We start from the raw sequence: 14533 nt of genomic DNA on the forward strand, positions 1-14533 counted from the left end.
CCGCTGCTGCCGCGGCATGGCCCTGTCGCAACCTTGCATTGGAGAACCTCATGCCCTCGATCCGAAACCAGGCCCCGTCGCTACGGGCGCGTACCAACCTGGGCAAATCGGAATCCGCGCAGGCGGTGGCCACGGAACGCCTGTCGTCCGGCCTGCGCATCAACCACGCGGCGGACGACGCCGCCGGCGAAGCCATCGCCCACCACTTCACCGCCCAGATCCGCGGCCAGCACCAGGCCGCGCGCAACGCCAGCGACGGCATCTCGCTGACGCAGACCATCGAAGGCGCGCTCGGTCAGATGGACCAGAGCCTGCAACGCATCCGCGAACTGGCGGTGCAATCGCAGAACGGCAGCAACTCGCTCGAAGACCTGCGCGCCATCCAGGCCGAGATCGACCAGCAGCTGGGCGAGATCGAACGCATTTCCCACCAGACGCGATTCAACAATCTCAGCGTGCTGGCCGAGGACGCCAGCATTCCCTTGCAGATCGGCGCGCATGATGGCGACACCCTCGACATCAACACCCGGCTCGTCAATACCAAGACCCTGAACCTGGACCGGATCGACGTGGTGCATGATCCGCGGCTGGGTGGCGCGGTGGACAAGACGGTGATCGACACTGAACCCGCGCCCGCGCCAGCCGCCCCGCCGCCGGCCGTCGCGCCACCACCCGCGATAGCGCCACCGACCACCACCACCGCCACCGTGAACATCCGGTCGGGCTCCACGACACTCACGATGTTCCAGGCCTTCCTGGTCCGGTACGACTTCAATGGGGCAACCTACTACAACGCGCAGACGCACGATTTCCCCACCACCGGCGTCACCGTCAATTACCGGCTCACGCCCGTGCCCGCCCCCACTGGAGGCGTTTTCGATATCGACGTCACGACCTTGCCCGTTCTGGACCTGACGACAGTCAGCGCGGCGGAACGCGCGGCGATAGCCGCTGGCACGGCCTACCTGCCAGGCGGCACGATCAGCCTTCCCGTCACGCCGCCGGCCACGCCACCCGTGGCCCCCACGCCGCCCGCCGTGGCCCCCGTCGCCCCGCCCACCGCCGATGGCGTCAAGAAAGACACACCCATCAGATTGTTCGATTTCCTGCAGAGCCTGGCGCCGGTGCCGCTCACGGACGACGGCCGTCCCCTGTTCGACCAGGACAGCAAGGTGCATTACCTGACCGACGCCAGCGGCAACGCCAACGGCGACTACGTCATCAGCGGCAGCGACGGCAATTTCTACGACATCAGCATCTCGTCCACCGGCGTCGTGGAATTCAAGCCGAAGGACGCGCCGCCCACCGTCAACCTGAAGGTCGTGCCCATGAAGCGGGTGAGCAACGCGCTGGGCCAGGTGGACAGCCTGCGCGGCGAACTGGGCGCGATGCAGAACCGCCTGGGTTCGGTCATCACCAACCTCAACCACACCGCCGGCATCCTCAGCCAGGCCCGCAGCCGCATCGAGGACGCGGACTACGCGGTGGAGACCTCCAACCTGACGCGACAGCAGATCCTGCAGCAGGCCAGCAAGGTGGCGCTGACCCAGGCCAACCAGCTGGCGCAGAACGTGTTGGCGTTGTTGAAGGAAGATTGACGCGTCATTGGCAACGACCGGCGCGCATGCAGCACTACGATGAGGGACTTCGGCGCCTCACAACCAGTTCTTGCGCTTTGAAAGCTGTCCGACCCCCGGGTTGAATTGATTGCACGGATCCAGGGCCCGATAGAAATGTCGCAGCTCCGGGCCGGCGCGATACAGATGTCCAACGTTGTGTTCGGCCGGATATTGCGCGCCACGGGCGTCCAGCAGCTTCCACATGCGGTGTTCCAGTTCCAGGCAGTCCACGCCCTTTCTCACGATGTAGTCCTGGTGGAAGACATGGCAGAGAAAGTGCCCGTAATAGAGCTTGGCCACCATGGCGCTCTCCATTTCCGCGGGCAGCACTTCCAGCCAGTCCCGGTCATTGCGCTTCAAGGCAATATCGAGCGCGACGATGTCCTGCACCGCGTCCGGATGCATGGCGCGGTAGCGGACGGCGGCCCCCGCCGCCGCGAATCGCAGCAGGAAAGCCGACGCGCCCTCTTGCGGGGTACACAGGAAGTACGCGCCGCTGGCCTTCTTGAAATAGGAATCCAGGAAAAGCTGAAGCGGCTCCTTCAGCTTTCCCGACACCTTGATCATCAGATAGTGCTCATACCGGGCGCGAAAGTCGCGCAGGCGGGCGGGCAGGTGATCGCCACAGCGCCCGCTGAAGAACTGCAATAGCCGGTCGCTCATGTTCCTGGGAAGGAACGAGAATCTCGCGCAGAAATTGTCCACGCGTGCCTTCAATGCGAAAAAGGTCGGAAGCCTTGCGGTGCCCAGCCTGCGGATGGCCAGGAAGGTGTCCTTGCCGTAGACGTCGGCGATATCGAACGCGTCCCTGTGCATGTATTCCCCTGCAATGGGCAATGCCGGCAGGGCCGTCAAAAGGTATCGTCGAATATCCGTCAGTTCCGAGGGATCGTTCGTCCCGATATAGAAAACGTCGGTCTGTGTCTCCGCCGGAAACGTGTCCAGGCGCACGGCAAAGAGAATCAGTTTTCCGGCGCTCCCTGAAGCCTCGTACAACCGTTTCGGGTCCGCGTTGAATCGTGCCGGTGAGTCCGCGTCGACGTCGCGCACGTGCCGTGCATAATCCTGGTCGGACCCTCGCCCACCGTCGAGGATGTCAGCGGGACGATAGGTCCCGTCATCCAGACGCTGCAGGATCTCCTCCGGGGTTTCTCCCAACGAGATGCCCAAGTGGTTGACCAGGGATAGCTTGCCGTCCTGCCCCAATCGCGCGAACACGGCCATTTCGGTAAAGGCGGGACCTCGCTGAACCAACGATCCACCGGAATTATTGCAAATCCCGCCGAACACCGAAGCGCCAATGCATGAGGACCCGATGACCGAGTGTGGTTCGCGTCCCAGCGGCTTGAGCGCCTTCTCCAGCTGATCCAAGGTTGCGCCGGGAAAGCAGATCACCTGGCGCCCATCGCGGATCAGCTGTATTTTCTTCATGCGCAACGTGCTGATGATCACGATCTCCCGATCGTAGTCATTGCCGTCCGGGGTGGACCCCCCGGTCAACCCGGTATTGGCCGCCTGCATGATCACGATCTTGTCATGCGCCACGCAAGCCTGGACCAGGCGCCATTGCTCCAGCAGGCTGCCCGGCCGCGCAACCGCGATCGCCGATCCGAAGCCGAAGCGGAACCCTGTCCGAAACCGTTGCGTATGCTGCGGGTCGGTCAAGACATGGGCGGTGCCTACAATGCCACGCAATTCGTCAAGCAGGCGCTGGTTATCGGGATTCATTCAGGTCCTTGGTAAGAAACTGTGGGAACGGGAAATCATGGCCATCGCGCCATCGGTGACGACGCAAGGGGCACGCGCGGTCATTCACTGATCATCCCGGCCTTGTCGCGCACCGTTTGGTAGCGAGAGCGCTCTTGCGCCAGGAACTGAACAAATGCGTCCTGCTCCAGCACGACGGCACGCCAGCCGGCTTCCTGCAATCGTTGACGGACCGCTTCGTCCTGGACCGCGCTTTCGAATGCGGCGCTCATTTTTCTTCCGATCCCGGGAGGCAATTGAGCGGGGCCGAAGAGCCCGAGCCAGTTGGTGAATTGGTAGCCAGCCATCGACGGCAGCTCCGAGATGGCGGGCACGTCAGCGAACAGTGGCGAACGATTCGCGGATGTAACCGCCAGCAGGGTCAGTTTGCCGGTCTTGATGTGCGCTACCAGCGGGGGCAAGCCCGTGATGACGAAGTCGATCTGGCCTCCGAGAACGTCGTTGACCGCTGGCGCGGCGCCCTTGTACGGCACGTGTTGCCAATTCACGCCGGCAATCGATTGCATCGCGGCGCCAGCGAAATGCATCGTACTGCCACTGCCCGGCGTGCCATAGTTGAATTTGACACCTTGCTTTTGTGAACTGGCAACCAATTCACCTAGCGACTTCGGACCGCGCTCGGGATGCGCCACGATTCCCAAAGGCGTGTCGCCCACGAACGCGATTGGCGTCAAGTCCTTTTCCGGATCATAGGGCAAGGGCTTTCCGGCGATCGGGGTAACCAGGACTTCCGCCGGCGACGACAGCAGAAACGTGTAGCCGTCTGGCTCGGCACGCACAACGGCCTGGGCGCCGATCGCGCCCGAAGCGCCCGCGCGGTTTTCCACGACGACCTGCCGTCCCAGGGTCCTGGAAATGGCGGCACCGTAGATGCGGGCGGCGGTATCGACCCCTCCGCCGGCGGGATACGGCACGATCAAAGTGACGGGACGTTGCGGCCAGGAATTGGCCTGGGCGCCCGCGCCGAAGAGCGCGAAACAGGAAACGAGAATGGCAGTTCGAAGCATGATGTCTCCAAGTCAGGCCGTCACCGGCCTGCGTCACAGGAAGGCGCGGGCTGACGAGACCAGCAAGGCCGCGCCGGATAACGTCAACAACATCAGGACGACGCGGCGGAACGTTTCGTCGCACAGGCGGGCGTACAGGCGCGCGCCCAGCCAGGTCGACACCATGACGACGGGCAGCAACGCCCCGAACCAGGGCAGCATGGCCGCCGACACGGTCGACGACACGACATAGCACGTCATCGTGAACGACAGGATCAGCAGGTTGAATCCCTGGATCAGGTTGCGCTGCACGTCGCGGGGATAGTGGCGCAGGGTGCACCACAAAGCGGGCGCGAGTCCCGTGAGGCCCGCCAGGCTGCCCAGTATCCCGCCGCACAGGCCGGCGATGCCCTCTCCCAGGCGACCACGGCTGTCCAGTTCGATCTTGCGGCGCGACAGCAGCATGAACGAACACCAGGCGACCAGCACGATTCCCAGCAGCAGCTTGAAAACGGCGGGATCCAGCAGGGGCAGCAAGGCAAGGCCGATCGGCACGCCCAGCGCCCCGCCCGCCAGGAAGGGCAACAATAGTTTCCAAGGGAACGCCTCGCGCACCGATAAGGCGCCGGTCACCTGGCCGACCAGCGCGCCGAACACCGTCAACACCGCGGCCAAGCTGGGCTCCAGCACCCAGGCCCAGATCGCCATCGACACCATGCTGAAAGCGAAACCCGACAAGCCCTGTACGAAGCCCGCGACGGCCGCGCCGCCCAGGGTGAACCACAACATCGGCCCGAAGAGCATATGCTGTCCCAAATGGAATCGAAGGAAGATAAGGCCAGGACCTGTTCAGGCTGAAAGAAGCCTCGCACAGGCCCTGATGCCCGCCGTGGTGTCCGCGCGAGGCGCGGCCGCCGTGCCGCCTCAGTCGAACGCCAAGGCCGAACCGGGCACCGGCGTGAAGCCGAGATCGCCACGGGCGATCACCGCTTCGCGGCCGCCGTTCTCGCGCAGCAGCGCCTGCTGGCGCGCCTTGGCCTGACGGTCGACGGCCTGCGGATCGCAGATCAGGTACAGCTGCTGGCGGCAGGCTTGCAGGGCATCGGCGTGGCGCGGGTCGGCGGCCAGGTCCTGGAGCTCTTCGGGGTCGGCTTCCAGGTCGAACAACTGCGCGGGATAGCCGGCGTATTCGATGTACTTGTACTTGCCGTGGCGGATCATGAAGGCGCCGGTGGTCGAGCCCATGCCGTGGTATTCCACCAGCACGTTGCGCTGCGGCGTCTCGCCACGGGCGATGTCGAACAGCGAATGGCCGGGATAGCCTTCGCGCAAGGCCGGTTCGGTGTTGCCGACGGCGTCCAGCACCGTGGGATAGGCGTCGATATGCGTGACGGGCACGTCGACCACCCGCCCGCGCGGAATGTCGTCGCCGGCCATGATCAGCGGCACGCCCGCGGTTTCCTCGAACATGGTCGACTTGCCCCACAGGCCGCGCGCGCCCAGGTTGTCGCCATGGTCGGAGGTGTACATCACGCGGGTGTCATCGGCCAGGCCGGCGTCTTCCAGCGCGTTGAGGATCTTGCCGATGTTCTCGTCCAGGAACGAGCACAGGCCGTAGTAGCCGGCGACGGCGCGCTTGACCGCGTCGCCCTCGAAATAGTCGTCGTAGTTGAAGCTGTTGCGGTAGTCCACCAGATAGGGGTGGTCCGGCCGCTCGCGCCTGTCGTACAGCTTGGGCAGCGGCAGGTTCTGGTTGAAGTAGCGGTAGTAGTGTTCCGGCGGCGCGGTCAGGGGGAAATGCGGCGCCACCAGCGAGACGAACAGCACCCAGGGCTTGTCCGATTCGCGCCGGGCCGCCTCGCGCAGCCAGACCTGGGCGCGGGCCGTGATCTCACGGTCGTAGAAGGTGTACGAGCTTTCGCCGGGCCCCGCGAAATGGGCCATCTTGTAGGCGCCCTTGCGCACCGGCAGTTCGCTGCGGACCAGCCCCATCAGGTCGCCCTTGCCCTCGATGATGTGCATGGGAATGATCTCTTCCGAGAACCCGTGGTCCTCGCCGGGCTGGCGGAAATGGAGCTTGCCAATGGAAACCACGTCGTGATCGCGTTCGCGCAAGCGATGATGCCAGCTGGGCACCGCGCCATCGTAGGCGTCGGCGTTGTCCCAGTAGCCGATCTGATGAATGTACTTGCCCACCGCGAACGAGGCCCGGGCGGGAATGCACACCGGGCTGGCGCAATAGGCCGAGCGGAACAGCGTGCCGCGCGCGGCCAGGGCATCGAGGTTCGGGGTCTGGACGATCTCGCTGCCATAGCAGCCCAGGGCCTTGGGCGAGTGTTCGTCGGACATGATGATCAACAGGTTCTTCGGTTTCACGGTCATGGCTCTACTAGGTTGAATGGCTGATGTCAGCCGCTTGATAAATTCGAATGCGGGAACGCCAGATCCCGCGTGGTCGGGCCCAGGAAGAATTCCTGGTAGTACACGCATTGCCCGCGCCCGGAACGCGCCACGGCCTGCATGTAGATGCCGCGGTAGGGATGCGTCACGCCGATGCGCTCGCACGATTCGGCATCGAAATCGGCCAGCCTCGTCAGATGGGTGATGTTGGTGATCGGCAGCTTGAATTGCTGCATGATCACCTTCTTGAAGTTGGCGCCGTTGAGCTTGTCCATGGGCATGTCCCACAGGCGCTTGAGCAATTGCCGGTCGGCATAGAACCGGCTGGAGACGCGGAACTCGTCGTTGATGATGATGATGCGGTCCAGCCGCATGACATTGGCGTCGGCTCCCAGATACTGGTTCCAGGGGCCCGCGCCGGTCACGGGGGTGCGCAGGATGGCCTGCGAGAAGATCGGCAGCACCGATCCGTCGTCGTCCAGGAAGCGGCAATGCCAGGGATCTTCGAGCCGGCGCGGCGCCTCGGCGATGAAGCTGCCCAGGCCGTGCATGCGCACCACCAGGCCCTGCTCGACCAGGTCGCGCAGCGCGCGTTGCACCGTGCCCAGGCTGAACGGCGTGAGCTGCGCCAGTTCCTCCTCGGCCGGCAACTGGTCGCCCGGCTGCCAGATGCCGCGCCGGATCGCGTCGATCAGCACCTCGACCAGCCGCTGGTACTTGGGCCGGCGGGTCGGATCGGGTGCGTGCAACGTCTCGAAAACTTCCAGACGACGTTCCAAGGTACTCATGAGATTTTCTCCCTGTCTTCCATAATCATGTCGGCGCCTTTCTCGCCGATCACGATGCTACCAGCGTTGGTATTGCCGGAAAGCAGCAGGGGCATGATCGAGGCATCGACCACGCGCAGGCGGTCGACGCCGCGGACCCGCAGCCGGTTGTCGACCACCGAAGCGGTGTCGGGGCCCATGCGGCAGGTGCCCACCGGGTGGAAGATGGTGGTGGCGTAGCCTCGGATGAAACGCAGCACTTCATCGTCGGACTCGACGTTGAACCCCGGCCGGTATTCATCGGCGACGTACGGCGCCAGCGACCGGGTGCGAACCAGCTGGCGCGCCATTCTCACTCCCGCGATCATGGTGCGGCGGTCGAACTCGGTGTCCAGGTAGTTGAACCGCGCGCGTGGCGCGGCCAGCGGGTCCGGCGAGGCCAGGTCGAGCCGGCCCCGGCTGGTCGGACGCAACTGGCATACCGACAAGGTGAAACCGGGGAAATCATGCGGCTTGCCTGCAGTCATGTCGGCGCTGATGGTGCCGAAATGAAATTGCACGTTGGGCGTCTGCTCGCTGTCGTTGGTGCGCGCGAACATGCCGCCCAACTGGATGCCGGCCGCCACCGGCCCGGCGCGGCGCAGGATCCACTGCAGGCCGATGCGGGCCGTCCCCCACCAGGTGCGCAGGGCGTCGTTGGTGGTGATCGGCCGGGTGCAGCGGTACATGAGCCGCGATTGCAGGTGATCCTGCAGGTTGTGGCCAACCTCGGGCAGATGGTGCGCCGGCGCGATGCCCAGCGCCCGCAGCGCATCGGCATCGCCGATGCCCGACAGCATCAGCAGCTGCGGTGACTGGATCGCGCCGGCGCTCAGCACCACCTCGCAACGCGCCCGGGCCTGGCAGGCGCGGCCGCCGCGCAGGTAGGACACGCCCACGGCGCGGCGCCCCTCCAGGATCACGCCGGTGGCGTGCGCGTCGGACTCGACGCACAGGTTGGCGCCGGCGATGCCCGACCTCAGGTAGGCCTTGGCGGCCGAACAGCGCAGGCCATTGCGCGTCGTCAGCTGGAAGTAGCCGGCGCCCTCCTGGCGCACACCGTTGAAATCATCGGTGCGCGGCACGCCCAGCTCGTTGGCGCCACCGATAATGGCCTCTATCAGCGGATGACGGCCACGGATATCCGAGACCGCCAGCGGGCCGTCGCCGCCGTGGCATGCGTCCGCGCCGCGTTCGTTGGCCTCGGAGCGCTTGAAATAGGGCAGGACATCGTCCCAGCCCCAGCCGACATTGCCAGCCGCCCGCCAGCGCTCGAAGTCCTCCTTCTGGCCTCGGATATAGACCAGGCCATTGATCGAGCTGGAGCCGCCCAGGGTACGGCCTCGCGGAATATAGATCTTGCGATTGTCCAGATTGGGCTCGGGCTCGGATTCGAACTGCCAGTTCAGCTGCGGGTTGAACATCGTCTTGCCATAACCGATGGGGATGTGGATCCACATGTTCCGGTCCCGCGGGCCGGCCTCCAGCAGCAGCACGGTCGTCCTGCGATCCTGCGCCAGCCTGGCGGCCACGGCGCATCCGGCCGATCCGGCGCCCACGACGATGTAGTCAAACTCCCTGGTCTCCACGTTCCCTTCCCCTCAGATGTCCAGCACCACGGCGCCCCCGCGGACGCGCGCGCAACAGATCAGTACGCTGTCGGCGCGTTCTTCGTCGCTCAACAGGTAGTCGTTGTGTTCGATCAGGCCCGACAGGTAGTTCAGCCGGCATTCGCCGCACAGCCCCGCCTCGCAGGATGAATTGCAGGCCACGCCGGCGCCGCGCAGGGCCTGCAGGATGGTCTGCCCCGGCGCCACCGGCACCGACCGGTCGCTGCGGCGCAGCGTCAGGCTGGCCGGCAGGCCGTCCGCTGGCGGCGTTGGCGGCGGCGCCAGGTCGGCGCCGAAATGCTCCGAATGCACCGCCTCGGCCGGCCAATGGGCGCAGGCGGCCTGCACCGCCCGCATGAAGCCGGGCGGGCCGCAGAAATACAGTTGGCCATCTTCTGGCCGCTGCGCCAGCAACTGGCCGAGATCCAGCCCGTTGGCGGGGTTGCCGCCATCGTGGTGCAGGAAGACGCGGCCGCGCCACTTGTCACCGGCCAGATAGCGGGCGAAGGCGGTGCGCTCGGGCGACTGCGTGCAGTAGTGCAGCGTGTACGGCCGGCCCAGCGCGTGCAGCCGTTCGGCCATCGCCAGCAGCGGCGTGATGCCGATGCCGCCGGCCAGCAGCAGGCAATGGCCGGCGTCCTCCCGCAGCGGGAAGTAGTTGTGCACGCCCGCCACCTCCAGCAGGTCGCCGGGCCGCACCTGTTCGTGCATGGCGCGCGAACCGCCGCGGCTGTCCGGCACGCGCAGCACGGCGATGCAATAGCGATCAGTGCTGCCCGGCACATTGCACAGGGAATAGCGGCGGCTGGCGCCGCCTGGAGTACGGATATCCAGGTGCGCGCCGGCCTCGAAGGCGGGCAGCGGCGCGCCGTCCGGATCGACCAGGTCGAAGGCGTAGATGCCTTGCGCCTCGTACCGGATCGCACTGACTCGCAACTTCAGCATGGCTCTCTCCGCATCCCTCAGCCGGCGGTGGCCGCCTGGTTCGCGCGGTCGAGGCCGTCGAGCCGGGCGCGCACGTGCGCATCGCGCTGGTCCGCCGGCAGCGCGTCGGCCGACCGCATGATCTCCAGCACCTGCTTGCCGGCGGCGGCCAGCTGCTTGCGATCGGCCTGCTTGTCGGCCAGTTCGGGAATGTCCAGCACCGAATCCTGGGCATAGATCGGCAGCGTCCGGCCCTGCTCCTGCAATTGCTGGTAGAGCGCGTAGGGCGCGGTCTTGTCCTGCACGGCATTGCGCAGCAGCTTGCGGCACATGTACACGCCCACGTCGGAGACGCCGGGATGCTCGGCGCCATGCGCGGCGATGCGGCCCTGGCTGACAATGGCCTCCCAGTCGCCCGGCGCGCGCTGCCCCTCGTCGTAGCTGCGGTTGCCGGTCTGCCCTTCCAGGAAGTCGATCTTGTCGACGCCGCAGTCGGCTTCGTTGCCCAGGCCGTCCGGGTCGACGGTGCTGTTGAAGTGGCGGTAGCCGAAGATGATCATGTTCTCGTCGTCGACGGGCACGCTCCAGCGGGTGCAGCCGGCGGTGCCATGGCGTTCGCGCGCGGCGGTCGGCAGCAACGAGCCGATCTGCAGGTAGTTGGGGAACACCATTTCCGTGATCCGCACCCAGATCTTGTCGCCAGGCAGGCGGCGCGAGGCGATGAACACGCAGCCATTGCCGTCGCGCGTCGCTTCCCACTGCATGACCGGCATGTCGCCGAAGCCTTCAAGCGAAACCCCCGCCGAGGTCGCGGCGTCCACGCCCTCGACCACCATGTGGTTGTGCAGCACGGCGGTATGCATGTGGTCCATGATGTTCTCGTAGACCTGCAGCCAGTTGCACGGGTAGATGTTCGAAAACGGCACCAGCCGGGTGTCGGCGGGCAGGCTGTAGGTATCGAACTCCGGGAACGGCGGCGCCTGGCCCGGGCCCATGTAGGCAAAGACCAGTCCATCGCGCTCGAACGCGGGATAGGCGCCCTGGCACACCGTTTCCTTCAGGCGCGTGGCGTCGGGTTCGCAGGGCGCGTCCAGCAAGGTGCCATCCACGCCGTAATGCCAGCCGTGATAACAGCAACGGATGCCGTGTTCGGCGATGATGCCGAACTCCAGCGACGCGCCGCGGTGCGCGCACTGGCGATGCATGACGCCGACGTCGCCGCTCTTGTCGCGAAACGCCACCAGGTCCTCGCCCATGATGCGGATGGCCTTGGGCACGTCCGTCAGTTCCTGCGACAGGCACACCGGCTGCCAGTAACGGCGCATGTATTCACCCATCGGCGTGCCGGGGTTGCTGCTGGTCAGTTCCAGGTCGGGGCCGGGCCGATTGCGTTGCTGGTAGCCGGAGAACCGCAACGGATGCTCGTTGCAGGTCGAGGGCACGGAACTCGTGGCTTGTGTCATGTCTTGTCTCCTGATGATTGGAATGGATCAAACACGCAGATTCGATTGGCTGACGAAGCGGATCTGCTGGTATGCGTCCAGGCCTTCCGGCCCGCCTTCGTAGCCCAGTCCGCTGTCCTTGACGCCGCCGACCGGCGCGTCCGCCAGCGAGGGCGTGAAGTTGTTGATGCCGATCCAGGCGGCATCGATGCCCTCGGCAAAGGTGGCGGCGCGCTGCAGGTCGTTGGTGAACGCATAGGCCGCCAGGCCATACTCGACGGCATTGGCCCGGGCGATGGCGTCGTCGAGGGTGCCGAACGGCAGGATCGGCGCCACCGGGCAGAACGGTTCGTCGTGCAGGATGCGGGCCGTGGCCGGTACGTCGGTCAACACGGTCGGCGGGAAGAAGTAGCCCTCGCCCGCCAGGCGGGTCCCGCCCAGCCTGACGTTGGCGCCACGCCGCTGCGCGTCCTCGACCAGGCCGGCCGCGGCGGCCAGGCGCCGCTCGTTGTTCAGCGGCCCCATCCGCACGCCGGCGGCCAATCCGTCGCCCACTTCGAGCTGGCCGGCGTATTCCACGAAGTGCGCGACGAAAGCCTCGTAGAGACTGTCCTGCACGAAGAAGCGGCTGGGCGACAGGCACACCTGGCCGCTGTTGCGGAACTTGAATGCGACGCATGCCTGCGCGACGCGCGCTACGTCGACGTCGTCACAGACGATCACCGGCGCATGGCCGCCCAGTTCCATCGTGCACGGCTTGAGATGGCGCGCGGCCAGCATGGCCAGCAGCCGCCCCACCGGCACCGAGCCCGTGAACGAGACCTTGCGGATGATCGGCGAGGCGATCAGGCGCTCGGAAATCTGCGCCGGCTTGCCATACAGCAGGCTGATCGCGCCGGACGGTACGCCCGCATCCAGGAACGCCCGCAGCAGCAGCATGCCGATGGCGGGGGTTTCCTCGGGCGCCTTGAGCACCACCGTGCAACCGGCCGCCAGCGCCGCCGCCACCTTGCGGGCGGCCAGGAACGCCGGGAAATTCCACGGCACGAAAGCCGCTACCGGCCCGATCGGACGCTTGACCGTGGTCTGCGTCAACAGCGGCGAGCGCGGCGGCAATTGCCGGCCGTAGGCGCGCTTGCATTCCTCCGCGCAGTAGACGATGCCCTCGATCACCCGGCTCAGCTCGCCGTCCGAATCGGCCAGCGGCTTGCCGTTCTCCAGCGTCAGAACGACAGCCATCTCGCCGCGCCGCTGATCGATAAGCTGCGCGGCGCGCATCAGGATCGCCGCCCGCTCCCAGGCGCTGGTGCGCGACCAGGTGGCGAACGCGCTGTCGGCGTGGCGCAGCGCGTCGTCGATGTCCTCGTCCGTGGCCACCGGCAGCCTGCCCAGCTCGGCGCCGTTGGCGGGATTGCGCACCGCCAGCGTGTCGCGCCCCCGCGCGCCGCGCCACTGTCCGCCCACGTACAGGGCGAGCGCCTGGGGATAGGCCGCCGCATCCAGGCTCGCGGCCGCCGCGGCCCGCTCTTGTTTCGTTTCCTTCATGGCTTATGACTCATCGTGGTTCTGGAAAAGGGAAGAAGATCCGTCATGACAGCCGCTGCGCGCCGCCAGGCATGGTTCCTGCGACCGCGCCCGACGCGGCGATCATGCGGGCCTGCATGCGCCGGCGGCTGGCCTGCGGATTGATGAACAGCACGCCGACGAGGCTCACGCCGATCGCCAGCACCGCGGACACCAGGAAGCCCTGTTCATAGCCGGCCGCGATGGTGTTGCCGCTGCCGATGAAACGGCCCATCAAGGCCGGCGCCACCAGGCCGCCCGTGGTCGCCAGCGCGCTGCTGATCGACATCGCGGCCGAGCGCTGCGAATCGAAGGAGATCTCGGCGACGATTGCCGAGCTCAGCACGAATGTCAGTTGCGGCAGATTGCAGCCCAGCGCCAGCAACAGCACGCGCAGCGTGGGGTGTTCGGCCACATACAGGGACAGCAGGATGCAGGCCCCGCCCAGCAACACGAATGCACAGCTGAGCCAGCCGCGGGCGTAGATCGAAGCGACGCCGCGCTTGAGCATGCGCTGCGACAGCCACGACCCGACCAGCACCAGCGGAATGTTGATGCCGGTGAAAATCATGAACATCCAGCCGGTTTCCTGCGTGGAGTAACCCAGCGCCTTGCTCATGTAGGCCGGGATCCAGGTGAACATCACCGAGAAGATCCAATACGTGGTCCAGTACAACAGCATGTTGGCCAGGAAGGTGCGATCCGTCAGCAGCACCCAGTAAGGCACGCGCGCCTGCGATGCGTCGGCGCTGGCGCCGGCGTTGCGGACCTGCCCGTCGCCGCCGAACAGCAGCCACAGCACCATCCAGACAATGCTCAGGACGCCCAGCAGCAGGAACGCCGCGTGCCAGCTGTGGTTGAGCATGATGTAGGTGAGCACCGGCCCGGAGATCAGCAGGCCGACCGTCACGCCCTGGAAAATCACCGACGACGGCACGTTGCGCTGGTCGTCCGTGAACCAGGTGTAACAGGAGTGCAGCGCCAGCGGATACGCCGGCCCCTCGCCGATGCCCAGCAGAATCCGCGAGAAATACAGCAGCGGCACCGAGGCGAAGAAGGCCAGCGGCATTTGCGACACGCCCCAGATGCCGGCCAGCACCACCAGCACGACCTTGGACGACACCCGGTTGGCGAGGAAACCGAAGCCGATCGCCGAGACCGAGAAGAACAGGAAGAAGCTGCTGGCGATCATGCCGAACTGCGCCGGCTCGATGCTCAGTTCCTGCATCAGCGGCACGGCCACGATGCCAAGAATCGCCTTGTCCATGAAATTGATGACCATGAACAAGGCCAGAAGCACTGTCACGACCCACCCTCGTACATTCACCTTCCCTGGTGCTGCAGTTGCCATGTCTCGCCCCTTGTTTTGCGTTTCGGCGCGTTGACTCCGTGCCGTGTCAAAACTATAGTCCTATA

Annotated in this window: 11 protein-coding genes; 1 reads left to right on the forward strand and 10 read right to left on the reverse strand. The window is 65.9% G+C overall.

The features are described from left to right. Nucleotides 1-50 precede the first annotated feature (50 nt). Nucleotides 51-1598, forward strand: coding sequence for a flagellin N-terminal helical domain-containing protein (locus tag ACUTAG_RS01690; RefSeq protein ID WP_054516937.1), 1548 nt, complete (start codon nucleotides 51-53; stop codon nucleotides 1596-1598). Between the two features lie 57 nt (nucleotides 1599-1655). On the opposite strand, the gene dld is transcribed toward ACUTAG_RS01690, so the two are convergent. The 10 genes from dld to ACUTAG_RS01740 form a co-directional block, all read right to left on the reverse strand. Beyond that, nucleotides 1656-3347, reverse strand: coding sequence for a D-lactate dehydrogenase (dld, locus tag ACUTAG_RS01695; protein ID WP_058664743.1), 1692 nt, complete (start codon nucleotides 3345-3347; stop codon nucleotides 1656-1658). Between the two features lie 80 nt (nucleotides 3348-3427). Beyond that, entirely contained in the window at nucleotides 3428-4393 is a 966-nt protein-coding gene (locus ACUTAG_RS01700; protein WP_054507276.1) for a Bug family tripartite tricarboxylate transporter substrate binding protein, read from the reverse strand. 33 nt (nucleotides 4394-4426) lie between these two features. Beyond that, nucleotides 4427-5176: a sulfite exporter TauE/SafE family protein gene (locus ACUTAG_RS01705; RefSeq protein WP_006386566.1), complete on the reverse strand. Its 750-nt coding sequence runs from the start codon at nucleotides 5174-5176 to the stop codon at nucleotides 4427-4429. A 120-nt stretch (nucleotides 5177-5296) separates the two neighbouring features. Continuing rightward, nucleotides 5297-6754, reverse strand: a complete 1458-nt coding sequence (locus ACUTAG_RS01710; RefSeq protein ID WP_058664744.1) for a sulfatase-like hydrolase/transferase — start codon at nucleotides 6752-6754, stop codon at nucleotides 5297-5299. A gap of 26 nt (nucleotides 6755-6780) precedes the next feature. Next, nucleotides 6781-7560, reverse strand: coding sequence for a GntR family transcriptional regulator (locus tag ACUTAG_RS01715; protein ID WP_054471809.1), 780 nt, complete (start codon nucleotides 7558-7560; stop codon nucleotides 6781-6783). Continuing rightward, entirely contained in the window at nucleotides 7557-9167 is a 1611-nt protein-coding gene (locus ACUTAG_RS01720; protein WP_446649955.1) for a GMC family oxidoreductase, read from the reverse strand. The genes ACUTAG_RS01715 and ACUTAG_RS01720 overlap by 4 nt, the downstream gene beginning before the upstream one ends. Before the next feature lie 12 nt (nucleotides 9168-9179). Next, complete coding sequence (locus tag ACUTAG_RS01725) at nucleotides 9180-10133, reverse strand: PDR/VanB family oxidoreductase (RefSeq protein ID WP_446649956.1); 954 nt, start codon at nucleotides 10131-10133, stop codon at nucleotides 9180-9182. Nucleotides 10134-10150: 17 nt separating this feature from the next. Further along, nucleotides 10151-11575 (reverse strand): Rieske 2Fe-2S domain-containing protein, encoded by a 1425-nt coding sequence (locus tag ACUTAG_RS01730; RefSeq protein ID WP_446649957.1) that lies wholly within the window; start codon nucleotides 11573-11575, stop codon nucleotides 10151-10153. Between the two features lie 27 nt (nucleotides 11576-11602). Then, on the reverse strand, nucleotides 11603-13099 hold the full coding sequence (locus ACUTAG_RS01735) for an NAD-dependent succinate-semialdehyde dehydrogenase (protein WP_446649958.1): 1497 nt from the start codon (nucleotides 13097-13099) through the stop codon (nucleotides 11603-11605). A 43-nt stretch (nucleotides 13100-13142) separates the two neighbouring features. Next, nucleotides 13143-14423: an MFS transporter gene (locus ACUTAG_RS01740; RefSeq protein WP_223821435.1), complete on the reverse strand. Its 1281-nt coding sequence runs from the start codon at nucleotides 14421-14423 to the stop codon at nucleotides 13143-13145. Nucleotides 14424-14533: the final 110 nt, after the last annotated feature.

The sequence above is a fragment of the Achromobacter sp. CSND-B12 genome, from assembly GCF_052906545.1.

Bases quoted from the DNA above. Each gene is read 5' to 3' on its own strand.
- ACUTAG_RS01690 (WP_054516937.1), top strand. From the start codon at position 51: ATGCCCTCGATCCGAAACCAGGCCCCGTCGCTACGGGCGCGTACCAAC.
- dld (WP_058664743.1), bottom strand. From the start codon at position 3,347: ATGAATCCCGATAACCAGCGCCTGCTTGACGAATTGCGTGGCATTGTA.
- ACUTAG_RS01700 (WP_054507276.1), bottom strand. From the start codon at position 4,393: ATGCTTCGAACTGCCATTCTCGTTTCCTGTTTCGCGCTCTTCGGCGCG.
- ACUTAG_RS01705 (WP_006386566.1), bottom strand. From the start codon at position 5,176: ATGCTCTTCGGGCCGATGTTGTGGTTCACCCTGGGCGGCGCGGCCGTC.
- ACUTAG_RS01710 (WP_058664744.1), bottom strand. From the start codon at position 6,754: ATGACCGTGAAACCGAAGAACCTGTTGATCATCATGTCCGACGAACAC.
- ACUTAG_RS01715 (WP_054471809.1), bottom strand. From the start codon at position 7,560: ATGAGTACCTTGGAACGTCGTCTGGAAGTTTTCGAGACGTTGCACGCA.
- ACUTAG_RS01725 (WP_446649956.1), bottom strand. From the start codon at position 10,133: ATGCTGAAGTTGCGAGTCAGTGCGATCCGGTACGAGGCGCAAGGCATC.
- ACUTAG_RS01730 (WP_446649957.1), bottom strand. From the start codon at position 11,575: ATGACACAAGCCACGAGTTCCGTGCCCTCGACCTGCAACGAGCATCCG.
- ACUTAG_RS01735 (WP_446649958.1), bottom strand. From the start codon at position 13,099: ATGAAGGAAACGAAACAAGAGCGGGCCGCGGCGGCCGCGAGCCTGGAT.